Origin of the sequence: Streptomyces sp. NPDC012637, from assembly GCF_042954805.1 — a bacterium.
Taxonomy (GTDB): Bacteria; Actinomycetota; Actinomycetes; order Streptomycetales; family Streptomycetaceae; genus Streptomyces.
Genome location: NZ_JBIBDS010000008.1, coordinates 384,308 through 409,698, shown reverse-complemented (window position 1 = coordinate 409,698; position 25,391 = coordinate 384,308). Strand labels below are relative to the sequence as shown.

At 70.7% G+C, this 25,391-nt stretch carries 28 protein-coding genes, 1 tRNA gene and 2 riboswitches; of the genes, 20 read left to right on the top strand and 9 right to left on the bottom strand.

Features of this window, described 5'->3' with window-relative positions; translation table 11 throughout:
* Nucleotides 1-11 precede the first annotated feature (11 nt).
* From clpS to ACFY8W_RS30255, 10 genes are all read left to right on the top strand, one after another.
* On the top strand, nucleotides 12-317 hold the full coding sequence (gene clpS / locus ACFY8W_RS30300) for an ATP-dependent Clp protease adapter ClpS (protein WP_128981538.1): 306 nt from the start codon (nucleotides 12-14) through the stop codon (nucleotides 315-317).
* A complete protein-coding gene (locus ACFY8W_RS30295; RefSeq protein ID WP_391111964.1) occupies nucleotides 317-901 on the top strand; it encodes a DUF2017 family protein in 585 nt (194 codons plus the stop codon). The genes clpS and ACFY8W_RS30295 overlap by 1 nt, the downstream gene beginning before the upstream one ends.
* A gap of 327 nt (nucleotides 902-1,228) precedes the next feature.
* Nucleotides 1,229-2,665: an amino acid permease gene (locus ACFY8W_RS30290; RefSeq protein WP_391111961.1), complete on the top strand. Its 1,437-nt coding sequence runs from the start codon at nucleotides 1,229-1,231 to the stop codon at nucleotides 2,663-2,665.
* A gap of 85 nt (nucleotides 2,666-2,750) precedes the next feature.
* A complete protein-coding gene (locus tag ACFY8W_RS30285) occupies nucleotides 2,751-3,176 on the top strand; it encodes a Mov34/MPN/PAD-1 family protein (protein WP_391111958.1) in 426 nt (141 codons plus the stop codon).
* Nucleotides 3,154-3,335, top strand: a riboswitch (cobalamin riboswitch). Its footprint overlaps the gene before it by 23 nt.
* A 38-nt stretch (nucleotides 3,336-3,373) precedes the next feature.
* On the top strand, nucleotides 3,374-4,351 hold the full coding sequence (locus ACFY8W_RS30280) for an ABC transporter substrate-binding protein (RefSeq protein WP_391111955.1): 978 nt from the start codon (nucleotides 3,374-3,376) through the stop codon (nucleotides 4,349-4,351).
* A complete protein-coding gene (locus ACFY8W_RS30275) occupies nucleotides 4,348-5,358 on the top strand; it encodes an iron chelate uptake ABC transporter family permease subunit (RefSeq protein WP_391111952.1) in 1,011 nt (336 codons plus the stop codon). The genes ACFY8W_RS30280 and ACFY8W_RS30275 overlap by 4 nt, the downstream gene beginning before the upstream one ends.
* On the top strand, nucleotides 5,355-6,140 hold the full coding sequence (locus ACFY8W_RS30270; RefSeq protein WP_391111949.1) for an ATP-binding cassette domain-containing protein: 786 nt from the start codon (nucleotides 5,355-5,357) through the stop codon (nucleotides 6,138-6,140). The genes ACFY8W_RS30275 and ACFY8W_RS30270 overlap by 4 nt, the downstream gene beginning before the upstream one ends.
* A 44-nt stretch (nucleotides 6,141-6,184) precedes the next feature.
* Nucleotides 6,185-6,301, top strand: coding sequence for a putative leader peptide (locus tag ACFY8W_RS30265; RefSeq protein ID WP_391111946.1), 117 nt, complete (start codon nucleotides 6,185-6,187; stop codon nucleotides 6,299-6,301).
* Between the two features lie 107 nt (nucleotides 6,302-6,408).
* Nucleotides 6,409-6,687, top strand: a complete 279-nt coding sequence (locus ACFY8W_RS30260; protein WP_391111943.1) for a MoaD/ThiS family protein — start codon at nucleotides 6,409-6,411, stop codon at nucleotides 6,685-6,687.
* 14 nt (nucleotides 6,688-6,701) lie between these two features.
* On the top strand, nucleotides 6,702-7,652 hold the full coding sequence (locus tag ACFY8W_RS30255) for a cysteine synthase (protein WP_391111940.1): 951 nt from the start codon (nucleotides 6,702-6,704) through the stop codon (nucleotides 7,650-7,652).
* Between the two features lie 97 nt (nucleotides 7,653-7,749).
* Here the strand turns inward: ACFY8W_RS30255 and ACFY8W_RS30250 are convergent, their stop codons facing one another.
* The gene (locus tag ACFY8W_RS30250) at nucleotides 7,750-8,223 is read right to left on the bottom strand and encodes a type II toxin-antitoxin system PemK/MazF family toxin (protein WP_391111937.1); all 474 of its coding nucleotides are present in this window, start codon (nucleotides 8,221-8,223) and stop codon (nucleotides 7,750-7,752) included.
* 200 nt (nucleotides 8,224-8,423) lie between these two features.
* On the opposite strand from ACFY8W_RS30250, the gene ACFY8W_RS30245 reads away from it, so the two are divergent.
* Nucleotides 8,424-9,176, top strand: a complete 753-nt coding sequence (locus tag ACFY8W_RS30245) for an MBL fold metallo-hydrolase (protein WP_391111934.1) — start codon at nucleotides 8,424-8,426, stop codon at nucleotides 9,174-9,176.
* 89 nt (nucleotides 9,177-9,265) lie between these two features.
* Here ACFY8W_RS30245 and ACFY8W_RS30240 read toward each other — a convergent pair whose 3' ends face one another.
* The 5 genes from ACFY8W_RS30240 to ACFY8W_RS30220 form a co-directional block, all read right to left on the bottom strand.
* Nucleotides 9,266-10,612, bottom strand: a complete 1,347-nt coding sequence (locus ACFY8W_RS30240) for a glycosyltransferase (protein WP_391111931.1) — start codon at nucleotides 10,610-10,612, stop codon at nucleotides 9,266-9,268.
* Complete coding sequence (locus ACFY8W_RS30235; RefSeq protein ID WP_391111928.1) at nucleotides 10,609-12,789, bottom strand: ABC transporter transmembrane domain-containing protein; 2,181 nt, start codon at nucleotides 12,787-12,789, stop codon at nucleotides 10,609-10,611. Before ACFY8W_RS30235 ends, ACFY8W_RS30240 begins: the two co-directional genes overlap by 4 nt.
* 129 nt (nucleotides 12,790-12,918) lie before the next feature.
* On the bottom strand, nucleotides 12,919-13,113 hold the full coding sequence (locus ACFY8W_RS30230; RefSeq protein WP_382954296.1) for a hypothetical protein: 195 nt from the start codon (nucleotides 13,111-13,113) through the stop codon (nucleotides 12,919-12,921).
* Nucleotides 13,114-13,373: 260 nt separating this feature from the next.
* Nucleotides 13,374-14,639, bottom strand: coding sequence for a PTS transporter subunit EIIC (locus ACFY8W_RS30225; protein WP_391111924.1), 1,266 nt, complete (start codon nucleotides 14,637-14,639; stop codon nucleotides 13,374-13,376).
* Between the two features lie 299 nt (nucleotides 14,640-14,938).
* A complete protein-coding gene (locus ACFY8W_RS30220) occupies nucleotides 14,939-16,240 on the bottom strand; it encodes a PTS transporter subunit EIIC (protein WP_391111922.1) in 1,302 nt (433 codons plus the stop codon).
* 197 nt (nucleotides 16,241-16,437) lie between these two features.
* On the opposite strand from ACFY8W_RS30220, the gene ACFY8W_RS30215 reads away from it, so the two are divergent.
* The 4 genes from ACFY8W_RS30215 (at nucleotide 16,438) to rdgB (ending at nucleotide 18,687) form a co-directional block, all read left to right on the top strand.
* Nucleotides 16,438-16,671 (top strand): glucose PTS transporter subunit EIIB, encoded by a 234-nt coding sequence (locus ACFY8W_RS30215; protein ID WP_391111919.1) that lies wholly within the window; start codon nucleotides 16,438-16,440, stop codon nucleotides 16,669-16,671.
* 85 nt (nucleotides 16,672-16,756) lie between these two features.
* Entirely contained in the window at nucleotides 16,757-17,488 is a 732-nt protein-coding gene (gene rph / locus ACFY8W_RS30210; RefSeq protein ID WP_391111916.1) for a ribonuclease PH, read from the top strand.
* Nucleotides 17,489-17,590: 102 nt separating this feature from the next.
* Nucleotides 17,591-17,977 carry a hypothetical protein gene (locus ACFY8W_RS30205; protein ID WP_391111914.1) on the top strand — a complete coding sequence of 129 codons (387 nt, stop codon included), beginning with the start codon at nucleotides 17,591-17,593 and terminating at the stop codon, nucleotides 17,975-17,977.
* Nucleotides 17,978-18,084: 107 nt separating this feature from the next.
* Complete coding sequence (rdgB, locus tag ACFY8W_RS30200) at nucleotides 18,085-18,687, top strand: RdgB/HAM1 family non-canonical purine NTP pyrophosphatase (RefSeq protein ID WP_391111911.1); 603 nt, start codon at nucleotides 18,085-18,087, stop codon at nucleotides 18,685-18,687.
* A 55-nt stretch (nucleotides 18,688-18,742) separates the two neighbouring features.
* Here the strand turns inward: rdgB and ACFY8W_RS30195 are convergent.
* Nucleotides 18,743-18,827, bottom strand: a tRNA-Leu gene (locus ACFY8W_RS30195).
* A gap of 176 nt (nucleotides 18,828-19,003) precedes the next feature.
* Entirely contained in the window at nucleotides 19,004-19,471 is a 468-nt protein-coding gene (gene bcp / locus ACFY8W_RS30190; RefSeq protein ID WP_391111909.1) for a thioredoxin-dependent thiol peroxidase, read from the bottom strand.
* A gap of 127 nt (nucleotides 19,472-19,598) precedes the next feature.
* Between bcp and ACFY8W_RS30185 the strand changes: the two genes are divergently transcribed.
* The 3 genes from ACFY8W_RS30185 (at nucleotide 19,599) to ACFY8W_RS30175 (ending at nucleotide 20,778) form a co-directional block, all read left to right on the top strand.
* A complete protein-coding gene (locus tag ACFY8W_RS30185; RefSeq protein WP_391111906.1) occupies nucleotides 19,599-19,919 on the top strand; it encodes a DUF3618 domain-containing protein in 321 nt (106 codons plus the stop codon).
* Nucleotides 19,920-19,965: 46 nt separating this feature from the next.
* Nucleotides 19,966-20,304, top strand: coding sequence for a GroES family chaperonin (locus ACFY8W_RS30180; protein ID WP_391111904.1), 339 nt, complete (start codon nucleotides 19,966-19,968; stop codon nucleotides 20,302-20,304).
* A gap of 52 nt (nucleotides 20,305-20,356) precedes the next feature.
* Nucleotides 20,357-20,422, top strand: a riboswitch (guanidine-III (ykkC-III) riboswitch).
* Between the two features lie 35 nt (nucleotides 20,423-20,457).
* Nucleotides 20,458-20,778, top strand: a complete 321-nt coding sequence (locus tag ACFY8W_RS30175; RefSeq protein WP_282695561.1) for a multidrug efflux SMR transporter — start codon at nucleotides 20,458-20,460, stop codon at nucleotides 20,776-20,778.
* Here the strand turns inward: ACFY8W_RS30175 and ACFY8W_RS30170 are convergent.
* Nucleotides 20,756-23,245, bottom strand: coding sequence for a transglycosylase domain-containing protein (locus ACFY8W_RS30170; protein ID WP_391111901.1), 2,490 nt, complete (start codon nucleotides 23,243-23,245; stop codon nucleotides 20,756-20,758). The genes ACFY8W_RS30175 and ACFY8W_RS30170 overlap by 23 nt on opposite strands.
* Before the next feature lie 291 nt (nucleotides 23,246-23,536).
* Here ACFY8W_RS30170 and ACFY8W_RS30165 point away from each other — a divergent pair, with 291 nt between their 5' ends.
* Both ACFY8W_RS30165 and ACFY8W_RS30160 read left to right on the top strand, forming a co-directional pair.
* Nucleotides 23,537-24,337: an ABC-2 family transporter protein gene (locus ACFY8W_RS30165; protein WP_391112249.1), complete on the top strand. Its 801-nt coding sequence runs from the start codon at nucleotides 23,537-23,539 to the stop codon at nucleotides 24,335-24,337.
* A gap of 271 nt (nucleotides 24,338-24,608) precedes the next feature.
* Nucleotides 24,609-25,388: an ABC-2 family transporter protein gene (locus ACFY8W_RS30160; RefSeq protein ID WP_391112246.1), complete on the top strand. Its 780-nt coding sequence runs from the start codon at nucleotides 24,609-24,611 to the stop codon at nucleotides 25,386-25,388.
* Nucleotides 25,389-25,391: the final 3 nt, after the last annotated feature.

Here is a 25,391-nt window from a genome sequence, read left to right as displayed (position 1 = left end):
GCATGGTGTGAGTGAGCGTTGCGCCTATCGAGATCGAGCGGACCGAATCGGCCGAGGAGGTCTCTGCCGTCGTCGAACCGGACGTGCCGTGGGTGACCATCGTCCACAACGACCCGGTCAACCTGATGAGCTATGTCACCTACGTCTTCCAGGCGTACTTCGGTTACTCCAAGGACAAGGCGCACAAGCTGATGCTCGACGTGCACAACAAGGGCCGCGCGGTGGTCTCCAGCGGCACCCGTGAGGAGATGGAACGGGACGTGCAGGCGATGCACGGCTACGGCCTGTGGGCGACCCTCTCGCAGGACCGCGGCTGATGGCGGGGCACTTCGAAGCCCTCCCGGGCGGCGGCGCGGCCGTCGCGCTCGACGAGGTCGAGATCTCCATCCTGCGCTCCCTCGCCGTCCAGCTGATGGAGCTGATCGGTCCCGGCGACGAGCCGGTCGAGGGCGAGGACCCGCTGGCCGCGCTGTTCGCCGAGGGCCCGAGCGAGCCGCCCTCCGACCCGGCGCTCCGCCGGCTCTTCCCCGACGCTTACGGGGACGACACCGACGAGCTGCGGCAGGCGGCCGCGGACTTCCGCCGCTACACCGAGAACGACCTGCGGGCCCGCAAGCGCGACGACGCGCTCTCGATGGTGCGCAGCCTGGACGCGCTCGCCTCGGCGGCGGCCGGCGAGGGCGGCGGCGTCCTCAAGCTCACCGCGGACGAGTCCCGCGCCTGGCTCGGCTCGCTCAACGACCTGCGGCTGACCATCGGCACCCGGCTCGAGGTCACGGAGGACGACGAGAGCGAGGAGCTCTACCGGCTGCCGGACGACGATCCGCGCAAGCCGATGGTCATGGCGTACCTCTGGCTCGGCGGGCTCCAGGAGTCGCTCGTCGAGACCCTGATGCCGTAGGGAAGTTCCCTACTGGCAGGTGTTCGCTCAGCGGACGCTCAAATCCGGATAACGAATACGTTATCCAAGTGCCTCCCTTGCCGTCTTGAGTCCTTCTTGTCCTGATTTTCGTGTGGCGTGGGTCACACGCGTACCCGCCGATCACTGTGAACACCGTGATAAATCTTCACGACCACCCGGGGACGCCACCCCTGTCCCCGGGGGCGCTTTGACCGGCTGACCGCCGGTGGCACTCCATCCACATCCGGGGGGATCAGGACCTGATCCGCAGCACAGAACGGCCCAGCGGCCGGGTGCGCGGACCAGCATGGAGAAAGGCGCACCACCATGACCTCAGTGCAGGTCGACAAGCAGCACGACGGCAATGAGGCCGCGGACACCGCAGCCGGCGAGGGCTATCACCGGGCACTCGGCGCACGTCAGATCCAGATGATCGCCATCGGCGGCGCCATCGGCACCGGGCTCTTCCTGGGCGCGGGCAAGGGCATCTCCATCGCGGGACCGAGCCTGATCCTCGCGTACGCCATCGCGGGAATCGTCATCTTCTTCATCATGCGGGCGCTCGGCGAGCTCCTCATGTACCGCCCGGTCTCGGGCTCCTTCTCGGAGTACGCGCGGGAGTTCATCGGCCCCTTCGCGGGCTTCGTGACCGGCTGGACGTACTGGCTCTTCTGGGTCGTCACCGGCATCACCGAGGTCACCGCCGCGGCCACCTACATGACGTACTGGTGGGACATCCCGCAGTGGATCTCCGCCCTCGTCTTCACCGTGATCCTCTACGGCGCCAACCTGATCTCCGTGAAGCTCTTCGGTGAGCTGGAGTTCTGGTTCTCGATGGTCAAGGTCACCGCGATCGTCGGCATGATCCTGATCTGTGCCGGCATCCTCACCATCGGCTTCTCCGACGCCGGCGACACCGCCTCGATCACCCACCTGTGGGACCTCGGCGGCTTCTTCGCCGGGGAGAACGGCATCGGCTCCACCCTCATGACCCTCCAGATGGTCATGTTCGCCTTCCTCGCCGTCGAGCTGGTCGGCGTCACCGCGGGCGAGTCCAAGGACCCGAAGACCGTCCTGCCCAAGGCCATCAACACCGTGCCGTGGCGCATCGCCGTCTTCTACGTCGGCGCGCTGATCATGATCCTGTCGGTCGTCCCGTGGACCGAGTTCAAGCCGGGCGTCTCGCCGTTCGTCGCCGCCTTCGAGAAGATGGGCCTCGGCATCGGCGCGGCCATCGTCAACTTCGTCGTGCTGACGGCGGCGCTCTCGTCCTGCAACTCCGGCATGTACTCCACCGGCCGCATGCTGCGCGACCTCGCGCTCAACGGCCAGGGCCCGAAGTTCTTCACCAGGCTGACGAAGAGCGGCACCCCGCTGATCGGCACGACCTTCTCGGCCGCGCTGATGATGGTGGGCGTCTGGATCAACTACCAGTGGCCCGGCGACGCGTTCAACTACGTCGTCTCCTTCGCCACCATCTCCGGCATGTGGGCCTGGATCATGATCCTGGCCTGCCACGTCCGCTACCGCCTCAAGGCCGACCGCGGCGAGCTGCCCGAGTCCTCCTTCAAGGCGCCCGGCGGCATCTGGCCCAGCCTCTTCGCCCTCGCCTTCATCGGCATGGTCATCGTGATGATGGGCATCGACGAGGGTGCGCGCGTCTCGCTGTACTGCGCGCCGCTGTGGGGCCTGCTCCTCGGCGTCGCCTACCTGGTCCTCAAGGCCCGCAACCCCGAAGGCGCCGCCTTCGCCAAGCGCTCGTAGCGCCTCCGACCTGCAAGGTCTCACCATTCGGGCCGTCTCGTATCGAACCTCGATACGGGGCGGCCCGTCTGCTTATCCTGTCGGCATGCTGACCATCACCCGAGCCCTGTACGACCAGATCGTCGAGCACTCCCGCGCGGACCACCCCGACGAGGCCTGCGGCGTGGTCGCGGGTCCGGTCGGCACGGGCCGCCCCGAGCGGTTCATCCCCATGCTGAACGCGGCGCGCTCGCCCACCTTCTACGAGTTCGACTCCGGCGACCTGCTGAAGCTCTACCGCGACATGGACGACCGGGACGAGGAGCCCGTGATCGTCTACCACTCGCACACGGCGACCGAGGCCTACCCGTCCCGGACCGACATCTCCTACGCCAACGAGCCGCAGGCGCACTACGTCCTCGTCTCCACCGCCGACACCGACGGCGCCGGCCCCTTCCAGTTCCGCTCGTACACGATCGTCGACGGCGTCGTGGAGGAGGAAGAGGTCAAGATCGTCGAGGCCTACGAGTAGTCTGGGCGCGACCTTTCAGGGCGGCAGGACCCAGGAAGCCGGTGCGAGTCCGGCGCGGTCCCGCCACTGTGAGCGCCCCCGGGTCCTGTCCGGCACCGACCCACCGGACGGGCCACGAGGGGCGCGAGCCAGGAACTGACCTGCCGCCTTCTCACCACCGATCGGGGACGTGGAAATCCCCGGAGGAGGCCAACGCCGTGACCTGGCGCCGCCCGCTGCTGCCCGCGCTCGCCCTCGTACCCCTGCTCGCCGCCTGCTCCGCACCGGCGTCCGGGACCGGGACCACGCCCACCGGGAAGGCCGCGCCCGGCTTCCCGTACACCGTGACCAACTGCGGTGTGACCACCACCTACCAGGCCCCGCCCAAGCGCGCGGTGACCATGAACCAGCACGTCACCGAGGTCATGCTCGCCCTCGGCCTGGAGAAGTCGCTCGCCGGCACCGCCTATCTCGACGACGCGGTCCTGCCCGCCTACAAGAAGGCCTACGACTCCGTCCCGGTCCTCGCCAAGGAGTACCCCTCCAAGGAGGCCCTGCTCGCCGCGAACCCGGACTTCGTGTACGGCGGTTACGCCTCCGCCTTCGACACCAAGGCCGGCCGCGGCCGCGACGACCTGAAGCGCTCCGGCATCGAGTCCCGGCTCAACACCGAGTACTGCCCGTCCGGCGCCACCTCCTTCGACGACCTCTACCGCGAGGTCGGCGAGGTGGGCCGCACCTTCGGCGTCGCCGAGCGCGCCGAGAAGTGGAACCGCGAGGCCCGCGCCGCGCTCGCCGCCACCGAGCAGCGGCTGGAGGGCGCCCCGCCGGTGTCCGTCTTCGTCTACGACAGCGGCGACAAGACCGCGTTCACCGCCGGCGGCAAGGGCATCGGCAACGAGCTGATCACCCGCGCCGGCGGCCGCAACGTCTTCGCCGACCTCGACAAGACCTTCGGCGACGCCACCTGGGAGCAGGTCGTCGCCCGCAAGCCCGAGGTCGTCGTCATCTACGACTACGGCTCCACCACCGTCGAGCAGAAGAAGCGGCGCCTCCTCGACGACCCTGCCCTGCGCGAGGTGCCCGCGATCAAGAACCGCCGCTTCGCCGTGCTGCCGCTCTCCGACACCGTGCTCGGCGTCCGGGCGCCCGCCGCCGTCGGCAAGCTCGCCGCCCAGCTCCACCCCGGCCGGTGAAGCGGTACGCGACCGTCGTCGCCGGACTGCTCCTGGCGCTCGCGGCGGCCGTCGTGGCCTCGCTGGCGCTCGGCTCCGTCCGCGTCCCGCCCGGCCAGGTGCTCGACGCCCTGACCGGCCGGGCCGGGCCCTCGCCGTACCGGACGATCGTGCTCGACGTCCGGCTGCCCCGGGTGCTGCTCGGGGCGGTCGTCGGCGCCGGGCTGGCCGTCGTCGGCACCGTCCTGCAGGCCCTGGTCCGCAACCGGCTCGCCGACCCCTTCCTGCTCGGAATCTCCTCCGGGGCCTCCGCCGGCGCCGTCGCCGTCATCGTCCTGGGCGTCGGCGGCGGGATCACCACCACCGTCGCGCTGCCCGCCGGGGCCTTCGCGGGCGCGCTGCTCGCACTCGTCCTCGTCTATGGCCTGGCCCGGCGCGGCGGCACCATGACCGGGCCGCGGCTCGTCCTGGCCGGGGTGGCCGTCTCGTACATCCTGTCCGCGCTGACCACCCTGCTCCTGGTCGTCGCGGGCCGCCCCGAGCAGTTCCAGGAGGCGCTGTTCTGGTCCCTCGGCGGCCTCGGCAGCGCCCGCTGGGACAGCCTGGCGCTGCCCGCGGCCGTCCTCGCCGCCGGCATCGGCGCGCTCCTCACCCTCGCCAGGCCGCTCGACCTGCTGCTCGTCGGCGAGGAGGGCGCGACCGTCCTCGGCCTGGACACCGCGCGCTTCCGCGCCGCCGTCTTCGTCCTCGCCTCGCTGGTCACCGCCGTCCTCGTCGCGGCCAGCGGAGCCGTCGGCTTCGTGGGCCTGATGGTCCCGCACGCCGCCCGCGCGGTCGTCGGGGCCCCGCACCGCCGGCTGCTGCCGGTCGCCGCGCTCGGCGGGGCGGTCGCGCTGGTCCTCGCCGACCTGGCCGCCCGTACCGTCGCCGCGCCGCAGGACATCCCCGTCGGCGTGCTCACCGCGCTCACCGGCGGCCCGTTCTTCCTGTGGCTGATGCGCCGCCGACCCGAAGGAGCGGCCCTGTGACCGAGCTGCGCGTGGAGTCCCTGTCGTACGAGGACCGGCTGCGCGAGGCGGACCTGGTCGTCCGCCCGGGCGAGACCGTCGGCCTCGTCGGCCCCAACGGCAGCGGCAAGACCACCCTGCTGCGCTGCGTCTACGGCACCCTCGCCGCCACCTCCGGGCGCGCCCTGCTCGACGGGGACGACCTGCGCGCGATGGGGCCGCGGGCGCGGGCCCGGCGGGTGGCGACCGTGCCGCAGGAGAGCGCCGCCGAGTTCGAGCTGACCGTCCGCGAGCTGGTCGCACTCGGCCGCTCCCCGCACAAGCGGTTCTGGGAGGGCGACAGCGCGGCGGACCTCGCGCGGGCCGACGCGGCCCTCGACCGGGTCGGCATCGGACACCTCGCGGGCCGCCCGTATCCCGGGCTCTCCGGCGGCGAACGCCAGCGGGCGCTGGTCGCCCGTGCCCTGGTCCAGGACCCGGCCCTGCTGGTCCTCGACGAACCCACCAATCACCTGGACATCCGCTACCAGCTAGAAGTCCTCGGTCTCGTCCGCCAGTTGGGCACCAGCAACCTCCTGGCGCTGCACGACCTCACCCTGGCCGGGGCGTACTGCGACCGCCTGTACGTGCTGCGGCGGGGAAGGGTGGTCGCGGAGGGGCCGCCGGGCGAGGTGCTCACGCCGGAGCTCCTGCGGGCGGTCTACGGGGTGGAAGCCGAGGTCATCCCGCATCCGCGCACCGGAACGCCGCTTGTCGTTTATCTGCCGAGTCCGCCAGCCGAACGCAAAGTGTCCACAATCTGAGATCACATTCCGAAACCCGGACCGGGAATCGATACGATGACCGCATGGTTTCCCACGACGTGAGCGAAGAGACGCCGAGCACTGCCCTGCTCGTGGCACGCCTGCACGTCGACCTGTGCCGTCTCGCCAGCGCGATGTGTCCTTCCCGCGCTGCGCTCTGAACGACCGGCCCGAGCGCACCTCCAGCACGACCCCCTGCCGCGCGGGGGCCCCACGCGCGCGCCCCACCACGCCACCTGCCCCGCACCTTCCGACAGGAGCCCACGCCATGGCCATCGAGGTCCGCATCCCGACCATCCTCCGCACCTACACCGACGGCGCCAAGGCCGTCGAGGGCAGCGGTGACACCCTCGCCGAGCTCTTCGCCGACCTGGAGTCCCGCCACACCGGGATCGAGGCCCGCATCGTCGACGGCGACAAGCTGCGCCGCTTCGTCAACGTGTACCTGAACGACGAGGACGTCCGCTTCCTCGACGGCATCGAGACCAAGCTCGCCGACGGCGACAACGTGACGATCCTGCCGGCCGTCGCCGGCGGCATGGTCTGAGCGGCCGGCCCACGATGCGTTACGACTCCCCGCTCGCGGCGGTCGGCAACACGCCGCTGGTCCGGCTGCCCAGGCTCTCCCCGTCGGACGACGTCCGCATCTGGGCCAAGCTGGAGGACCGCAACCCCACCGGCTCGGTCAAGGACCGCCCCGCGCTCCACATGATCGAGCAGGCCGAGAAGGACGGCCGGCTCACCCCCGGCTGCACCATCCTCGAACCCACCAGCGGCAACACCGGCATCTCGCTCGCCATGGCGGCCAGGCTCAAGGGCTACCGCATCGTGTGCGTCATGCCGGAGAACACCAGCGACGAGCGCCGCCAGCTGCTCGCCATGTGGGGCGCCGAGATCATCTCCTCGCCCGCCGCCGGCGGCTCCAACACGGCCGTACGGGTCGCCAAGGAGCTCGCCGAGCAGCACCCGGACTGGGTGATGCTCTACCAGTACGGCAACGCGGCCAACGCGGCCGCCCACTACGCCACCACCGGCCCCGAGATCCTCGCCGACCTGCCCTCCGTCACCCACTTCGTGGCGGGCCTGGGAACCACGGGCACGCTCATGGGCGTCGGCCGCTACCTGCGCGAGCACAAGCCCGACGTCAAGATCGTCGCCGCGGAACCCCGCTACGACGACCTCGTCTACGGCCTGCGCAACCTCGACGAGGGCTTCGTCCCCGAGCTGTACGACGCCTCCGTGCTCACCACCCGCTTCTCGGTCGGCTCCGCCGACGCGGTCACCCGCACCCGCGAGCTGCTCCAGCAGGAGGGCATCTTCGCGGGCGTCTCGACGGGCGCGGCGCTGCACGCGGCCATCGGGGTCGGCAAGAAGGCGCTCAAGGCCGGCGAGCGCGCCGACATCGTCTTCGTCGTCGCCGACGGCGGCTGGAAGTACCTGTCGACCGGCGTCTACACGGCCGCCACCACGGAAGAGGCGATCGAGACCCTGCAGGGCCAGCTCTGGGCGTGAGCCCCTGAGCCCCCGAGCCTCCGGAGCGTGTGCGGGCGCGGCCAGGCCGTTCTTTCGGATCTCGGCCGGGTCGGCGGCGTGATCCGAAAGGAACGGCTTAACGCGCCAGATGGCGGACCTGGTCCCAGACCACCGGGTCCGCCATTCCCACCTTCCGGCGGAACTCCCACACCGGCACGTCCCGCAGCTCGTCCGTCTCCAGGAAGCTCGGCCGCCCCTGCGCGTCGCCCACCGAACCCGGCGGCAACGCGATCACGCCCGGCCGCTCGTCGTGGTACTTGCTGGTGATCTTGGCGACCAGGGCGCAGTCCCCGCGCTGGGCCAGGACCAGGCAGGGCCGGTCCTTGGAGCCCGGTCCGTCCTCGAACGGCACGTCCGCCCACCAGATCTCACCCGGCCGCGGCAGCCGCTCCGGCGCCTTCCCGCGCGGGGCCGCGGGCCGCGGCGGCCGGGTGGGCGGGCGGGTCCGGCCCGCGGGCCGACGGTCCGAGCGGCGCCGGCCGTCGGCGAGCGCCACGACGAGCGCGATCACCACCACCGCGACCAGCGCGGGCCACCACGACGTGTCCATACCTCAAGACGGTACCGCCGCGCACGCGACGACGCCGCGACGCCCCGCCATCCATCCGAACCGGTGACAGGGCCCGTGAGTTCGCCCACAACGGGCCGCCACGGAGGAGCGACGGGCCGCCACGCGCCGTACGCTCGACAGACCGCACGACCTCCCCCCTCAGCGCGCTTTACGCACCCGTCCACGGAGGTTCACGCTCCATGAAGCTCACCGTCGTCGGCTGCTCCGGGTCGTTCCCGTCCGCGGAATCGGCCTGCTCGAGCTACCTCGTCGAGGCCGACGGCTTCCGGCTGCTCCTCGACATGGGCAACGGCGCCCTCGGCGAGCTGCAGCGCCACATCGGTCTCTACGACCTCGACGCGATCTTCCTCAGCCATCTGCACGCCGACCACTGCATCGACATGTGCGGCTACTTCGTCGCCCGCTACTACCGGCACGAGGGCGGCCGCTGCGACGCGCTGCCCGTGTACGCCCCCGAGGGCGCCGAGCAGCGGCTGACCACGGCGTACGCGGACACGCCGTCGTCCAGCTCGATGAGCGAGGTCTTCGACTTCCGGACGCTGACCTCCGGCACCTTCGACATCGGCCCGTTCCGGGTCCGCACCGAGAAGGTGTCCCATCCCGTCGAGGCCTACGGCATCCGGATCGAACACGGCGGCCGGGTGCTCGCCTACTCGGGTGACACCGGGGTCTGCGACTCCCTCGACGAGCTGGCCGCCGGCGCCGACCTGTTCCTGTGCGAGGCGTCCTTCACCCACGGCAAGGAGGACATCCCGGCCCTCCACCTCAACGGCCGGGAGGCCGGCGCCCATGCCGCCCGCGCCGATGTGGGCCGGCTGGTGCTGACCCACATCCCGCCGTGGACCGACGGCGAACGCAACCTGGCGGACGCCCGCGAGGTCTACGGAGGCCCGGCGGAACTGGCGTACGCGGGCGCGGTCTACGAGGTCTGAGCGAGCCGCGAGCGCGGGCCGCACGCCGCCGGCCGCACGCCGCTGCCGAGCGGGCGGAGTGCGGGCCGCACGTCGCTGGCCGCACGCAGCTATTGCTCCCGCTGCCCCGGAAGCAGGGCCGCGAGGGACTCCACGGTGCCCGTCGTGAGGGCGCCGGCCTGGCGGGACCGGGCCTCTTCGAGGAGCCGGGGCACGTCGTCGTAGCGGCCGCAGGTCAGGGCCAGCAGGGCCTGGAGGTCGTAGCTGCGCCCCGCCAGCAGCCGACCGCCCGGCAGCTCGTGCCGGGTGTCCTCCGCGAGCTGGTCCAGGAGGTGCGAGGAGCGGTTGAGCAGCGCGCCGAACTCGGCGAACGCCTGGTAGTACGAGGCCTCCAGGAGCCGGCCACGGTCCCGGAGGAGCGGGGCGAGCTCCCCGATCTCACGGCCCCCGCCGAAGCCCAGCGCCAGTTCGCACTGCAGGACCAGGCTGTCGGCCAGACGCTCCTTCTCGTAGTCGGACGACGGCCTCGCCCCGTACAGGGCGCGGGCTTCCTCGAGCCGCCCGTACAGCGACCGGGCCTCGTCGGGGCCGGGCTTCCGTCCCACCATGCCGTCGCGCACGGCGTAGAAGTGCCACTTCGGGTTGGACGGTTCCTCCGCCAGACACCGCTCGATCAGCCGCGCGTACCTCTCCCGCTTGCCCTTGCGCGCGATCACCTCCGGCTCGTAGCCGGTGTGGTGGAAGGTCACGTCCACCTCGACGCACGGGGGCTCGGCGCCGTGCGCGTCGTACGGCCGCTCGTGGACGCGCCCCCGGAACCGCAGGGCCGTGTGGGAGCGCAGCACGCGCCGGGTGTTCGTGTGGCACTCCCGGCTCGTGTCGAGGATGCGCGGGGACACGACCAGGTCGGCTCCGGGCAGGGCGTGGTCCAGGACCGACAGTACGGCCCGCAGTCGCCCCCGGCTCTCCGCGGAGAGGGTCTCGTCCGCGTCCACGTGCGCGAGCCAGCCACCCGGGCGGACCCGCTCGAACGCGGCGTTGCGCTGGGCGGCGAAGTCGTCGGTCCACGCACGGGTGACGTGCTCCACGTGGGCGACGGCGGCCTTCGCGGTGCGCAGCGTCGAGTCGTCGGATCCGGAGTCGACGAGGAGCACCCGGTCGCAGTCGTCCGTCAGGGCGCGCAGGCACGCGCCGATCACCTGCTCCTCGTTGTGCGTCAGCACGACGGCGGTGATCTCACCGGACCGCGGCGACCGGTCCGACCGGTCCTGCCGCGCGGACCTGTCCTGCCGGTCCGGTCGGTAGGAGGCGGCGAGTTTGGCGTACGAGGACGCGGGGACGTCCAGCGCGAGGAGTTCCGGCGCGGCGGCGCGGACGAGCCGCAGGTCCCGGCCGAGCGCGGTCGGCGAGCCGGGGTCCTCGGCCCAGGCGTGGTCGAGGACGGCGGAGAACTTCACGCGGGCTCCTTCGCGAGGGCGGCACGGGCGGGGGCCTGGTCGCTGTCCAGGCGCAGGGTCAGGTCGCATCGCAGTGCGTCGACGTCCCGGTGGGCGACCAGGACGCGGGTGGCTCCGGTCAGGGCCAGCGAGTCCCAGATCCGGACGAAGCTGTCCTGGTCGATGCCGCTGAAGCTCTCGTCGAACAGGAACACGTCGGGGCGGAGCAGCACGGCGCGGGCCAGGGCGAGCTTCTGCAGCTGCCCGCGGGACAGCCGGGTGCCGTCCTCCCGCAGGACCTCGTCGTAGCCCTTGTCGAGGGAGTCGACGACGGAGGTCGCCTCGACCAGGGCGCAGGCCCGGTCGAGGTCCTCCCGGGAGTGGTGCGTGCCCAGGGTCAGGTTCTCCCGGACGGTCGCGTTGACGATCATCGGGATCTCGGGCAGGTAGAGGATCCGGTGGTGGACGGTCCCGGGGTCGAGCTGCTCCCGGGGCACGCCGCCGACGAGGACCGTCCCGGCGTCCGCCGTGTGCAGACCCGCCAGGAGTTTCAGGAGCGTGCTCTTGCCCGAGGCGTTGTCCCCGGTCAGATGCACCGAGCTGCCGGCGGGGACGGACAGGGAGACGTTCTCGATGACGCGGCGCGCCGTGCCCGGGTACGAGAACGTGAGGCCGCGGGCGGAAAGGGCCGAGGCCGTCGGGTGCCGGGGCTCTGTCGGGGCGTTCGGCTCGGTCGGCTCGGTCGGGGCGGGACTGGGTGACGAGGCGGGCGCGGCCGACGGCGCGGCGCCGGGTTCACGCTGCGTCATGATGTCGCGGTAGCGGCCGATCGCGGCGGAGCTTCGCTGGAGCGTGGTCTGCAGGGTGGAGATGTTCACCAGCGAGGTGAGGAAGTACCCGGACAGCGAGATGAAGCTGAGGACGTGCCCCAGTGTTATCCGGCCGCTGTGCGCCTGGAGGAGTCCGACCCAGGTCACCATGACGGCGAAGCACCCGTGGGTCACCAGCCGGATCATGGCGGAGAGGTTGTCGAGGCGGCCGAGCCTGGTCTCGGACTCGATGCGGCGCGACAGGGCCTCGGAGATCCGCCCGGCGGCGAACGCGCGCTTGCCGTGGGAGATGACCACCTCGTGGTGGTCGAGGATGTTGATCAGCTCGGATTTGAGCGTGGCGTCACGCTGCAATGCCTCCTCGGACGTCTCCCGAATTCCTCGGTAGAGGCTCCATGAGGCCAGGACGGTGATGAAGGCGGAGCCCAGGAGAATTCCGAAGAGCGGCAGGCTCGACCAGGCGAGGTAACCGCCGACGATGAGCACGATGGCGATGTCCACCGATACCCCGATGGTGGTGGACGTCAGGAGTGCCTGGATTCCCTGGACGTCGTCGAGGCGGCTCGCGAGATCTCCGGTCCTCCGGCCGGCGTAGAAACGCGCGGGCAGCCGCAGGAGTTTCTCCACGTAACGCTCGGAAAGGCTTCTCTGGATGCGCTGTCCGAATCGGACGATGATGATTCCGCGTAGGTACTGGAGGACTCCCGCGGCCAGCACCATTCCGACGAATGCCAGCGAGGTGAGGGTGAGGGCGCTGACACTCTCGGACCGCAGGAATTTGTCGACGGACACCTGGAGGTAAATGCTGCTGGAAATCGAGAGGGCGGCCACGAGGAGCGTCATGGCGATGACTCCGGCCATCGTCCACCGGTGTTCGCGCATTTCCGCGACGAAGACGCTCTGCCGCCAGGAGTGCGCGAGTCGGGCCCGTCGGCCGGCGGCGACCGGGGGCGTCTCGGAGACGAGGGTCTCGCCGGAGAAGGTCTCGGCGAGTTCCTCGGCGGTGACGGTCCTCGGCCGGTAGAACCAGGGATCGCTGACGACGAAGTCGCCGTCGGGCAGGGCCTCCTGCACGACGACGAAGTGCGCGAGGCCGTCGTCCCTGGTCAGAGCGATGGCGGGGCCCGCGAGCGTGACGGCCTGGTGCAGCTCGTTCACGTCGAGGCGGAAGGCCTGGGAGGTGACCCCGTAGTCGGCGAGCACCTGCCGGAGCCGGAAGAGGCTCGCGCCGCCCTCGCCGAGGCCCACCGATTCCCGGAGGATCGCGGAGTCCACATGGACCCCGTGTCTGCGCAGGATCGTCCGCACACAGGCCGGACCGCAGTCCGTGTCGCCGTCCTGATGCGTGTGATAGGCCTGCCATTTCATCGTGCGCCCCCCGGGGATGCGGATCGGCGGCGCCTCGACATCGAGGTTCCTTCCTCGTGTGGAGGCGCCGCCGATTCCGGTTTTCAAGGTGCTGTCAGGCGCTCGGTTGTTGCCTGTCAGCGAAATGTGTTACCGGCACTCGCGGTTGTAGATGGCCATGTAGTCCGAGTAGCCGCCGCCACAGCCGTAGCCCAGCATCGCGGCCTGGGCGTTGGCCCAGATCGCGGCGCACTGGGCCTTGGAAAGGCGACCGCCGGAAACGGCGTCGGTCTCGCTGTCGGACATGGTCGTGAAGTTCATCTCGCGCAGCGTGGAGAGGCTCATGTGCTTCTCTTTCCTGGTCGTGACGGGCGTGCCGTCGGAATTGCGCGCCGAGCGTTCCCCCTCGGCTTCATTGGTCTAATCCTATGGACGGGTGAAGGAGTGTGCGTGATCTTGTCGGCGAGTTTGTCAGGTCCGGAATGCGCCCCGCCGGAATGGAGTCGGCGGGGGCTGCCAACTCCCTTACGGGAAAAGAAAATCGGCCTTCAGGACCGGGGGAGGGTCCTGAAGGCCGACGTCGTGTCACGCCGTGGGGCGGAGGCTCACGCCTTGGTGAGGTCCTCGAGCTCCTCCTCGGGCTCGCGGCCCGGGGTCATGATGTTGAACTTGGTGATCGCGAAGCGGAAGACCACGTAGTAGATCGCCGCGAAGACCAGGCCGATCGGGATGATCAGCCACGGCTTGGTCGCGTACGTCCAGTTGAGGAAGTAGTCCAGCGCGCCGGCGGAGAAGGTGAAGCCGTGGTGCACGCCCAGGGCCGAGGTGATGACCATCGAGGCGGCGGTGAGCACCGCGTGGATCACGTACAGCAGCGGCGCCAGGAACATGAACGCGAACTCGATGGGCTCGGTGATGCCCGTGACGAACGAGGTCAGGGCGAGCGAGAACATCATGCCGCCGACGACCTTGCGGCGCTCGGGGCGGGCCGCGTGGGTGATCGCCAGGGCGACGGCCGGGAGCGCGAACATCATGATCGGGAAGAAGCCCGACATGAACTGGCCGGCGGACGGGTCGCCGTGGAAGAAGCGGGGCAGGTCACCGTGCCAGACGGCGCCGGTGGAGTCGGTGAAGGTGCCGATCTCCTGCCAGGCGACGGTGTTCACGAACTGGTGCATGCCGACCGGGAGCAGACCGCGGTTGATGGCGCCGAAGATGCCGGAACCGGCCGCGCCCAGGCTGGTCATCCAGTTGCCGAAGTCGGTGATGACGCCGCCGATGGGCTCCCAGAGGAGACCGAACAGGACACCCATGAGCGTGCCGACGAAGGCCATGAGGATCGGGACGAGACGGCGGCCGTTGAAGAAGCCGAGCCAGTCGACCAGCTTGGTGCGGTGGTACCGCTGCCAGACGACGGCGGCGAGCAGACCCATGACGATGCCGCCGAAGACCTTGGGGTCGTTGTACGTCGCGGCGACGTCGACGCCCTTGTTCGCGGTCGTGTTGACGACGGCCTCGGTGACCGGGAAGGCCTTCAGGACGTTCTGGTAGACGAGGAAGCCGACGAGGGCGGCGAGGGCGGTGGAGCCGTCCGCCTTCTTGGCGAAACCGATCGCGATGCCGACGCAGAACAGCAGCGGCATGTTCGCGAAGACCGCGTCTCCGGCGGAGGCGAAGACCGTGGCGACCTTGCCCCAGCCGAGGCCTTCGGCGCCGAACACGTCGGGCTGGCCGAGACGGAGCAAGATACCCGCGGCCGGCAGTACGGCGATCGGCAGCTGCAGGCTGCGACCGACCTTCTGCAGGCCCTGGAACAGGCCGGATCCGCGCTTCTTCGCGGGAGCGGCGGCCTGGGCGGTGGCCGTACTCATCAACTTCCTCCAGTTGGGCAAGGCGCCGCCAGGGGACAGTGAAAGGGGGTGACGGCGGCGTCTTCGGGAACGCGGTGCTGGACCGCGTGGTCTACACCAATGAGTGGTGTAGACCAGTTGTAGCACGTGGGACTTAGATAAGGAACCTGTGAATTCTGTGCGCTCAGCCATAGCCGGACAGGGGACGACAAAAGGCCCCCGGACGGTGAGGTCCAGGGGCCTTGCGCAGGGTGCGGGCGGGGGCCGAAAGCCCTGCGTGGGCCGGGCGCCGGGCCGTGGTGCAGGCCGGGCGCCGGGCGCTATGCCTTGGTGACGTCCCGCTCCATCTGTTCCTCCAGCTCCTCCGGTTCGCGGCCCGGAGTCGGCAGGTCGAACTTGGTGATCGCGAAGCGGAAGATCACGTAATAGACGACGGCGAAGCCCAGGCCGATCGGGATGATCAGCCACGGCTTGGTCGCCAGGTTCCAGTTGATCACGTAGTCGATCAGGCCGGCCGAGAAGCTGAAGCCGTCCTTCACGCCGAGGGCCCAGCTCACGGCCATCGAGACCCCCGTGAGCAGCGCGTGGATCGCGTACAGCAGCGGCGCGATGAACAGGAACGAGTACTCGATCGGCTCGGTGATGCCGGTGACGAACGACGTCAGGGCGACCGAGAGCATCATGCCGCCGACCTCCTTGCGGCGGTGCGGCTTGGCGCAGTGGGTGATGGCGAGCGCGGCGGCCGGCAGTGCGAACATCATGATCGGGAAGAAGCCGGTGGTGAACTGGCCGGCCTCCGGGTCGCCCGCGAGGAACATGGTGATGTCGCCGTGCACCGTGACGCCGTCCGGCTTCGTGTACGAGCCGAACTGGAACCAGATCGGCACGTTGAGGAACTGGTGCAGGCCGATGACGAGCAGCGCGCGGTTGGCCACGCCGAAGATGCCCGAGCCCCAGGAGCCGAGCCCGACCAGCCAGTCGCTGAAGTTCTCCAGGGCGTCGCCGATCGGCGGCCAGATCCACACGCTCAGCGAGGCGACGGCGATCCCGACGAAGGCCATGATGATCGGGACGAGACGGCGGCCGTTGAAGAAGCCCAGCCAGTCGACCAGCTTCGTGCGGTGGTACCGCTGCCACAGATAGGCCGTCAGCAGACCCATGATGATGCCGCCGAAGACACCCGGGTTCTGGTACGTGTAGCCGACGAAGGCCTCGTCCGGGGCCAGACAGCCGCCGTTGATGTCCTTGGTGCCCGACGGGCAGTCCTTCGGGAACTGGCGCAGCACGTTGTAGTAGACGAGGAAGCCGACCACGGCCGCCAGCGCGGTCGAGCCGTCCGCCTTCTTCGCCATGCCGATCGCCACGCCGATGCAGAACAGCAGCGGCAGACCGAGACTGCCGTCGAGCAGCGCGCCGCCCGCGCCCGCCATGACCTTGGCGACGTTGTCCCAGCCGAGCCCGTCCGCGCCGAACACGTCCGGCTGGCCGAGCCGGTTGATGATGCCGGCCGCGGGAAGCACCGCGATGGGCAGCTGGAGGCTGCGCCCCATCTTCTGCAGCCCCTGGAAGAAGCCGCCCCAGGTCGGTCTCCTCGATCCGGCGGTGGCGCTGGCGCTGCTCATCGGCGTCCTCCCTGGGTGCTGCGGATGCATACTGGTGTAGACCAGTTGCGGTAGGGTCCCGGTGGTCACGCGGGGGCAGGCCGCCGGTGATCGTCATCATTCGGCAGAACGGCCGCATTCGCTCGCGAGGTTGGGCCAACCGTGGGTTACCGTGACAACGCGAACCATCGGTGCGCAGAACGGACAGGGAGAGACATATGGCCAGCAAGGCTGAGAAGATCGTCGCCGGCCTCGGCGGCATCGACAACATCGAAGAGGTCGAAGGCTGCATCACCCGCCTCCGCACCGAGGTGAGCGACGCCGCCCTCGTCGACGAGGCCGCTCTCAAGGCCGCCGGCGCCCACGGCGTCGTGAAGATGGGCACCGCCATCCAGGTCGTCATCGGCACCGACGCCGACCCGATCGCCGCCGAGATCGAAGACATGATGTGACCGGCTGACACCAGCCGCCCACATCGACGAGGGGCCCGTTCCGGCAGGGGAACGGGCCCCTCCGTCATGGGGCTACGCTCAAGGCATGTCTCGTATCGACGGCCGTACGCCCGAACAGCTCCGCCCCGTCACCATCGAACGCGGATGGAGCAAGCACGCCGAGGGCTCCGTCCTCATCTCCTTCGGCGACACCAAGGTCTTCTGCACCGCCTCCGTCACCGAAGGCGTGCCCCGCTGGCGCAAGGGCAGCGGCGAGGGCTGGGTCACCGGCGAGTACTCCATGCTCCCCCGCTCCACCAACACCCGCGGCGACCGCGAGTCCGTCCGCGGCAAGATCGGCGGCCGCACCCACGAGATCTCCCGCCTCATCGGCCGCTCCCTGCGCGCGGTCATCGACTACAAGGCGCTCGGCGAGAACACCATCGTCCTCGACTGCGACGTCCTCCAGGCCGACGGCGGCACCCGCACCGCCGCCATCACCGGCGCCTACGTCGCCCTGGCCGACGCGGTCACCTGGGCGCAGAACAAGAAGCTGGTCAAGCCCGGCCGCAAGCCCCTCACCGGCACGGTCGCCGCGGTCTCCGTCGGCATCGTCGGCGGAGTGCCCCTCCTCGACCTCTGCTACGAGGAGGACGTCCGCGCCGACACCGACATGAACGTCGTCTGCACCGGCGACGGCCGCTTCGTCGAGGTCCAGGGCACCGCCGAGGCCGAGCCGTTCGACCGCAAGGAGCTCAACGCCCTGCTCGACCTCGCCTCCGGCGGCTGCGCCGACCTCGCCGAGATCCAGCGCAAGGCCCTCGAAGGAACTCTCTGACGGGCTGCGGCGTCTCTACGCGTACGGGCGCACGGGTCGAACCGTGCGCCCCGTCCAGTTCCAGCAGTGCCACTAACGTCCGTACACAGGGGGGACCCGAACGTGAAGCGCCGCCGCACCATAGCCCTCGCCGCCGCCACGGCAGCCTTCGCAGTCAGCACGCTCGCCGGCTGCGGAGCGCTCGACAAGGCCATGGACTGCGTCAAGACCGCCGACGCCATCGCCACCTCGGTCGACAAGCTCACCCAGGCCGTCAACGACGCCTCCAACGACCCGACGAAGATCGAGGAGGCCCTCAACAGCATCGACACCGAGCTGGGCAACCTCAAGAACACGACGGACAACGCCGACCTCTCCAAGGCGGTCGACGACCTCAACAAGGGTGTCGACTCCGTCCGCACCGCGGTCAAGAACGGCGACACCACGCCCGACATCAAGCCCATCACGGACGCGGCCACCGAGATCGGCAAGGTCTGCACCCCCGGCTAGGCCGCTTCTTCCGGATCGGGGCGGACGCGCCGCGGACCCGGCCAAGATCCGGAAGGAACGGCCCGGGACCCGTCCGGCGGACCGGCCCGGGCCCGGATAATCGGGGCATGACCCGTCTGATCCTCGCCACCCGCAACGCGGGCAAGATCACCGAACTCCACGCGATCCTCGCCGACGCAGGCCTCGACCTCGAGCTCGTCGGCGCGGACGCGTACCCCGAGATCCCCGACGTCAAGGAAACCGGCGTCAGCTTCGCCGAGAACGCCCTGCTCAAGGCCCACGCCCTCGCCCGGGCCACCGGACTGCCCGCCGTCGCCGACGACTCCGGCCTCTGCGTGGACGTCCTGAACGGCGCCCCCGGCATCTTCTCCGCCCGCTGGTCCGGCACCCACGGCGACGACCGCGCGAACCTCGAACTGCTCCTGGCCCAGCTCTCCGACATCGACGACGCCCACCGTGGCGCCCACTTCGCCTGCGCCGCCGCCCTGGCCCTCCCGGACGGCACGGAACGCGTGGTCGAGGGCCGCATGCAGGGCACCCTCCGCCACGCCCCGGTCGGCACGAACGGCTTCGGCTACGACCCGATCCTCCAGCCGGAGGGCCACGAGGTCACGTGCGCCCAGCTCACCCCGGAGCAGAAGAACGCCATCAGCCACCGCGGCAAGGCCTTCCGGGCGCTGGTGCCGGTGGTGCGGGAGCTGTTGGGCTGAGTGCTCGCATGAGAACGGCCTGCGCGTCAGTCCTTTGATTCGCAGGCCGTTTATGTGCGGCGGAAGGGATTCGAACCCTCAAGCCCGGTCAGGGGCCACAGATCCTAAGTCTGCTGTGTCAACCATTGCACCACCGCCGCCTAATCGCCTGTCATCGTACCGGGTGCCTCCTCGACACCGGGTTTCGGTGGCCGCATGGCAATTGGGGCCGAGGCGGCGAAGGTTCTCCCGGCGGTTGTCGAGCCGGTTCCCGTCGATGTGGCCGGTGGCGAGGGTGATGACCCGCCCTCGCCGCTCGCGCATCGGGAGCCGGGGCTCAGATCCCCAGGTCCTTGATGATTTTGGCGACGTGGCCCGTCGCCTTCACGTTGTAGAGGGCGCGCTCGACCTTGCCCTCCTCGTCGACGACGACGGTCGAGCGGATCACGCCCGTCACCGTCTTGCCGTAGAGCTTCTTCTCGCCGAAGGCGCCGTACGCCTCCAGGACCTGCTTCTCCGGGTCGCCGACCAGCGTGACCTTGAGGTTCTCCTTCTCGCGGAACTTCGCCAGCTTCTCCGGCTTGTCCGGGGAGACGCCGATGACGTCGTAGCCGGCGCCGGCCAGCAGTTCCAGGTTGTCCGTGAAGTCGCACGCCTGCTTGGTGCAGCCGGGCGTCAGCGCGGCCGGGTAGAAGTAGACGATGACCTTGCGGCCCTTGTGGTCCGCGAGCGAGACCTCGTTGCCGTCCGCGTCGGGCAGGGTGAAGGCGGGGGCGGTGTCGCCGGGCTGCAGTCGCTCGCTCATGGCTGGCTCTCCTCGGGAAATCTCGCTTACGCGATGAGAGCCTAATGGGGGTCGGGGGCAACCTGCGGGGGAGGAAGCTGACAGACTGTCTGTCAACGACCGGAAACACGACTACGGAGGCAGCGCGGTGTCGGACGCCAGGACCCCTGCGCAGATCGAGGCGGACATCGTCCGCCGGCGCGAGCAGCTCGCCGTCACGCTCGACGAGATCGGCATTCGGATGCACCCGAAGACGATCATCGGCGACGCCAAGGCCAAGGTGGCCGCCCACGTCGACCACACCGCCGGTCGCGCGTTCGTCGCCGTGAACCGCGTCGTGTCCGACGTGAAGGTCCGCTTCACCCACGAGGACGGCGCGCCGCGCCTGGAGCGCGTGGTGCCGGTGGCGCTCGTCGCCGTCGCGCTGGTCGGGCTGCTCGCCGTGTCCGCCCGCAAGAGCAAGGGATGACCCGTCCGGCGTACGGACGACACGCCCGGGCAGGTAGGTTCGAACCGTGAGCGAGAACACCCACGACAAGCTGCCCATCCGGATGCTCCACGACCGGGTCCTGGTCCGCACCGACACCCCCGAGGGCGAGCGGCGATCGGGCGGCGGCATCCTGATTCCGGCGACCGCGGCCGTCGGCCGCCGCCTGGCCTGGGCCGAGGTCGTCGCGGTCGGGCAGAACGTCCGGACCGTCGAGATCGGCGACCGGGTCCTGTACGACCCCGAGGACCGCGCCGAGGTCGAGGTGCGGGGCGTGGCCTACGTCCTGATGCGCGAGCGCGACCTGCACGCAGTCGCCGCAGACCGCTTCCAGGGCACCACGGACTCGACCGGTCTGTACCTCTAGATCCGATCACGCGAAGGGCCTGGTGACTGCCGTCACCAGGCCCTTCGCCCGTTCCTTGCTACCCTGGAGCCACCCCGACGAGACGCGCCGTACCGGGTTCACGACAAGACGACGCACCCCTTGTTGATCCGTCTCGCGGAGGTGTTCGTCGTCATGGCCTGGGTTCTTCTCATCGTCGCCGGTCTGCTCGAGGTCGGCTGGTCGATCGGCATGAAGTACACCGAGGGCTTCACCCGGCTCTGGCCCAGCGTCTTCACCGCGGCCGGGATCGTCGCGTCGATGCTGCTGCTCTCGCAGGCCGCCAAGACCCTCCCCATCGGTACCGCCTACGGCGTCTGGGTCGGCATCGGCGCGGCCGGTGCGGCGGTGCTCGGCATGGTGGTGCTCGGTGAGCCGGCGACCGCCGCCAGGATCTTCTTCGTCTGTCTGCTGCTCGTGGCCGTGGTGGGCCTCAAGGCGACCTCGGGTCACTGAGCCGGGCCGGGGCCGGAGCCACCGCGTCCGGCGGCGGCCCGCCCGGCCCTCCCGGTCCGGCCGGTTCCGCGGTCCGCATCGGCTGCGGGGCCTCGGCCGCCGCGGTCGGGACCTGCAGCGGCTCCGCCGCCGGGCCGTCGACCGGGCCGGGGCCCGGTGCCGGGGCCTGCGGGGCCTCCCGTACGGGCTCCCGCACCGCTTCCCGCACCGGGACGTCCTCCCGCACCGGGACGTCCTCCCGCACCGGAACCGTCTCCCGTCCCGACGGCTTCGGGACGGTCGGGCGGGGCCGCTGCGGCCTGCGCCCCGGCGTGCCCGCGCCCGGGCCCTCGTACCCCTCCGTCACGTCCGGGTGGTCCGGCAGCGGCGGCTCCAGCGGAAGCTCCTCGGCGCCCTCCATCAGCTTCAGGTCGAACTCCTTCGGCGCGACCCCGGCGAGCGCCTCGCGGGTGAACCGGGCCCAGATCTCCGTCGGCGCCCCGCCGCCGTTGATCCGGGGCAGCCCGAGCGCCCCGTACAGCGGCAGCTGCCGGCCCGTCTCCGGGTCCTGGCCCATCATCGCGACGACGGTCGCGAGCTCCGGCGTGTAGCCCGCGAACCAGGCCGCCTTGTCGTCCTCCGCCGTGCCCGTCTTGCCGGCCGCGGGCCGCCCGGCCGCCTGGGCCGCCGTGCCCGTACCGCCCTCGACGACGCTGCGCAGCACGGAGGTCGTGGTGTCGGCGGCCTCGCGCGTGAGGACCTGCCGAGCGCCGGACGCGTCGGTGTCGGAGCCCTCGGAGCCCCCGGCGCCCGGCAGCTCGAACTCCTCCTCGTCCCGGGTGACCTTCTCGACCAGGGTGTACGGGCCGTGCCGGCCGTGGTTCGCGAGCGTCGCGTACGCCTGCGCGAGGTCAAGGACGCTCGCGGTGGCCGGGCCGAGTGCGATGGACGGCGAGGCGGTGAGGTCGGGCGTCCGCCGCGGCAGGCCGAGCGCCACCGCCGTGTCCCGCACCCGGGCCGGGCCGACGTCCACCGCCATCTGCGCGTACACGGCGTTCACCGACTGGTCGGTGGCCGAGCGCACGGTGATCTCGCCGTAGCTGGTGTCGTCCTCGTTGGCCGGGTCGTAGTAGGGCCCGCTCCAGCCCTGCACCGGGCGGCGGTTGTCGCCGTCGTACACGGTGTTCGGGGTGATCCGCTCGCCCTCCTGCGTCTCGGCACCGTGCTGGAGCGCCGCGGCGAGCACGAAGGGCTTGAAGGTGGAGCCGACCTGGTAGTCGCGGCGGGTCGCGTTGTTGACGAACTGCCGGGTGTAGTCGACGCCTCCGTAGAGGGCCACCACCTTGCCGCTCGCCGGCTCGATCGACGCGCCGCCGACCCGTACGAACCGGTCGGCGGGATTGCGGTCGGGGTCGAGCTTCGCGGTCACGACCTCGTCGACGGCCTTCACGAAGGCGTCCTGCCGGGCCCGCTCCAGGGTCGTGGTGATCCGGAAGCCGCCCGCGGCCAGCGTCTTCTCGTCGACGACGCCGGCCTCGGTGAGGTACTGCTCGACGGCCTGGACGAGATAGCCGCGCTGCCCGGAGAGCCCGGCGGAGGCCCGCGCCGGCTGCGGGGCGGGGAACACGGCGGCGGCGCGCCCGGCCTTGGAGAGCCAGCCCTCGCTGACCATGCCGTCCAGGACGTAGTGCCAGCGGGCGAGGGCCCGCCGGCGGTTCTCGGGGTGGGTGGCGACGTCGTAGGCGTTCGGCGCGTTGAGCAGCGAGGCGAGGTACGCGCCCTCGGCGGTGTCGAGGTCCGTGGCGTCCTTGCCGTAGTAGGCGCGGGCCGCGGCCTGGATGCCGTAGGCGTTGCGGCCGAAGTAACTGGTGTTCAGATAGCCCTCGAGGATCTCGGCCTTGTCCTTCTCGCGGCCCAGCCTGAGCGCGATGAAGAACTCCTTCGCCTTGCGGGTGAGGGTCTGCTCCTGGCCCAGGTAGTAGTTCTTGACGTACTGCTGGGTGATCGTGGAGCCGGACTGGCGGCCCTTGCCGGTGAGGGTGTTCCAGGTGGCGCGGAGCATCGCGCGCGGGTCGACGGCGGGCGAGGTGTGGAAGTCGCGGTCCTCGGCGGCGAGCACGGCGTGCTGCACGGTGAGCGGGACCCGCGCCAGGCTCACGTTCTCCCGGTCGACCTCGCCGGCCCGGGCGAGCTGGGTGCCGTCGCGGTAGAGGAAGAGGTTGGACTGGGCGACCGCGGTGGCGTTGGCGGCCGGGATGTCCACGAGGAGGTAGCCGGCGACGAGGCCGCCGAGCAGGAGCAGCCCGCCGAACAGGGCGAGCCCGAACAGCCGCCGCAGGAGGCGCCGTACGCGCCCGCCGCGACGCGGGCGAGGGCGTCGGCGGGCCGGGGGCGTGGCGGGAACGGTCGGGTCCCGTGGCTCCCAGGCCGCCGGCTCGGGTGGCAGGACCTCGCTCGCGTCGGAGGGCATACCGGATGAAGGGGACATAACACTACATCCTGCATGCGCGGCCGCGAAAGTCTGCAAAACGACTCGACTGCGCTCCGTCCGGCCCACTAAGGTCGGTCGCTTTGGTGCGGACGGGGGAGTAGCGGTCGGGCCGATGAGCCGGCGGGCCGAGGAGTCTGGCGGTCGGGTGGTCGGGCCGACGGGTGGGCGGTCGGGCCACTGGGCGGGCGGATCGGCGGTCCGGCGACAGGCCGGGCGGACAGACGAGCGGACAGACGAGCGGACGGGACCGGCAGCCCGTCGGACAGGCTGGGAGGAGCAGGGCACATGCTGCGGCTGTACGCGACCGTCGCCGCGGGCGGCTTCCGGCGCCACGCCACCTACCGGGTGGCCACGGCGGCGGGGGTGTTCACCAACACCGTCTTCGGCTTCATCCTCTCCTACACGTACATCGCCCTCTGGGACGCCCGTCCCTCGCTCGGCGGCTACACCATGTCCGACGCCCTCGCCTACGTGTGGATCGGCCAGGCCCTCATCACCGTCTGCGGACTGATGGGCGGCGGCTTCGAGGACGAGCTGATCGAACGGATCCGGACGGGTGACATCGCGGTCGACCTCTACCGTCCCGCCGATCTGCAGGCCTGGTGGTTCTCGGCCAATCTCGGGCGCTCCGCCTACCAGTTGCTCGGCCGTGGCGTCCTGCCCATGGTCTTCGGCGCCCTCGCCTTCGACCTCACCCTCCCGTCGAGCGCCTGGACCTGGCTCGCCTTCCTCGGCTCGGTGGCCCTGGGCTCGATCGTCAGCTTCGCCGTCTGGTACCTGGTCGCGATGAGCGCCTTCTGGCTGCTCGACGGCCAGGGCGTGGTCCAGGTCGCCTGGCTCGGCGGGCTGTTCTTCTCCGGGATGCTGCTTCCGCTGGCCGTCTTCCCGGGCGCGCTCGGCGAGGTCGCGCGGGTGCTGCCCTGGGCGTCGCTGCTCCAGGTGCCGGCGGACGTGTACCTGGGGCGGTACGAGGGCTGGGCGCTGCTCAACGCGTTCGGCTTCCAGGCCTGCTGGGCGCTGGTGCTGCTCGCGGCGGGCCGGGTGGCGCAGGTGGCGGCGACACGGAAGGTGGTGGTGCAGGGTGGCTGAGCCGCCGAGGACGACGGGCGAGCGGCCCGCCGAAGAGGGCGAGGGCACGGTCACGGGCATGGGCCCGTACGGAGACGAGGCCTGGCGTCCGTACGGAGACGAGGCCTGGCGTCCGTACGGAGACGAGGCCTGGCGCCCGTACGCGGACACGGCCCCGCGCCCGTACGCGGACACGGCCCCGCGCCCGTACACGGGCACGTCCTCGCACCCGTACGGAAACGAGGCCTGGCGGCCTTTCCGTACGGCGGCCGAGGGCTGGCGCACGTACCGGATGGTCGCGGCGATGTGGATCCGCTCCACCCTCACCTACCGCACGTCCTTCCTCCTCACCCTCCTCTCCAACCTCGTCGTCACCTTCTTCGACTTCGTCGTGATCCTGTTGATGTTCGGTCAGGTCCGTGGCCTCGGCGGCTTCTCCTTCGCCGAGGTCGCGTTCCTGTACGGCACGAGCGGGACCGCCTTCGGCCTGGCCGACCTGGTGATGGGGTCGCTGCCGAAGATGGGCAAGCGGGTGCGCGACGGCACGCTCGACACGTTCCTGCTCCGACCCGCGCCCGTCCTCGCGCAGGTCGCGGCCGACCGCTTCGCGCTGCGGCGGCTCGGCAGGATCACCCAGGGGCTGATCGTCCTGGTCTGGAGCCTGGTGCTGCTCGACGAGGTGACCTGGACGCCGCTGAAGGTGCTCCTGGTGCCGGTGATGCTGCTGAGCGGCGCGGTGATCTTCGCCGCGGTGATGGTGCTCGGCGCGTCGGTGCTGTTCTGGATGCAGGACGCCGCCGAGGTGACGAACTCCTTCACGTACGGCGGCAACAACCTCCTCCAGTACCCGCCGACGATCTTCGCCCAGGACCTGGTGCGGGGCGTCGTCTTCGTCGTACCGCTCGCCTTCGTCAACTGGCTGCCGGCCCTGTACGTCCTCGGCCGGCCCGCGCCGGACGGGGTGCCGGGGTGGACGGCGTTCGCGTCGCCGCTCGTGGCGGCGGTGTGCTGCGCGGTGGCGGGATGGGCCTGGCGGACGGGCCTGCGTTCCTACCGGTCGACGGGAAGCTGAGAT

Coding starts and splice junctions, on each gene's coding strand:
- ACFY8W_RS30255 (WP_391111940.1), top strand. CDS start 6,702: ATGCGTTACGACTCCCCGCTCGCGGCGGTCGGCAACACGCCGCTGGTC.
- ACFY8W_RS30170 (WP_391111901.1), bottom strand. CDS start 23,245: ATGTCCCCTTCATCCGGTATGCCCTCCGACGCGAGCGAGGTCCTGCCA.
- rdgB (WP_391111911.1), top strand. CDS start 18,085: ATGACCCGTCTGATCCTCGCCACCCGCAACGCGGGCAAGATCACCGAA.
- ACFY8W_RS30245 (WP_391111934.1), top strand. CDS start 8,424: ATGAAGCTCACCGTCGTCGGCTGCTCCGGGTCGTTCCCGTCCGCGGAA.
- ACFY8W_RS30265 (WP_391111946.1), top strand. CDS start 6,185: ATGGTTTCCCACGACGTGAGCGAAGAGACGCCGAGCACTGCCCTGCTC.
- bcp (WP_391111909.1), bottom strand. CDS start 19,471: ATGAGCGAGCGACTGCAGCCCGGCGACACCGCCCCCGCCTTCACCCTG.
- ACFY8W_RS30175 (WP_282695561.1), top strand. CDS start 20,458: ATGGCCTGGGTTCTTCTCATCGTCGCCGGTCTGCTCGAGGTCGGCTGG.
- ACFY8W_RS30295 (WP_391111964.1), top strand. CDS start 317: ATGGCGGGGCACTTCGAAGCCCTCCCGGGCGGCGGCGCGGCCGTCGCG.
- ACFY8W_RS30215 (WP_391111919.1), top strand. CDS start 16,438: ATGGCCAGCAAGGCTGAGAAGATCGTCGCCGGCCTCGGCGGCATCGAC.
- rph (WP_391111916.1), top strand. CDS start 16,757: ATGTCTCGTATCGACGGCCGTACGCCCGAACAGCTCCGCCCCGTCACC.
- ACFY8W_RS30225 (WP_391111924.1), bottom strand. CDS start 14,639: ATGAGTACGGCCACCGCCCAGGCCGCCGCTCCCGCGAAGAAGCGCGGA.
- ACFY8W_RS30220 (WP_391111922.1), bottom strand. CDS start 16,240: ATGAGCAGCGCCAGCGCCACCGCCGGATCGAGGAGACCGACCTGGGGC.
- ACFY8W_RS30260 (WP_391111943.1), top strand. CDS start 6,409: ATGGCCATCGAGGTCCGCATCCCGACCATCCTCCGCACCTACACCGAC.
- ACFY8W_RS30285 (WP_391111958.1), top strand. CDS start 2,751: ATGCTGACCATCACCCGAGCCCTGTACGACCAGATCGTCGAGCACTCC.
- ACFY8W_RS30230 (WP_382954296.1), bottom strand. CDS start 13,113: ATGAGCCTCTCCACGCTGCGCGAGATGAACTTCACGACCATGTCCGAC.
- ACFY8W_RS30160 (WP_391112246.1), top strand. CDS start 24,609: ATGGTCGCGGCGATGTGGATCCGCTCCACCCTCACCTACCGCACGTCC.
- ACFY8W_RS30250 (WP_391111937.1), bottom strand. CDS start 8,223: ATGGACACGTCGTGGTGGCCCGCGCTGGTCGCGGTGGTGGTGATCGCG.
- ACFY8W_RS30235 (WP_391111928.1), bottom strand. CDS start 12,789: ATGAAATGGCAGGCCTATCACACGCATCAGGACGGCGACACGGACTGC.
- ACFY8W_RS30290 (WP_391111961.1), top strand. CDS start 1,229: ATGACCTCAGTGCAGGTCGACAAGCAGCACGACGGCAATGAGGCCGCG.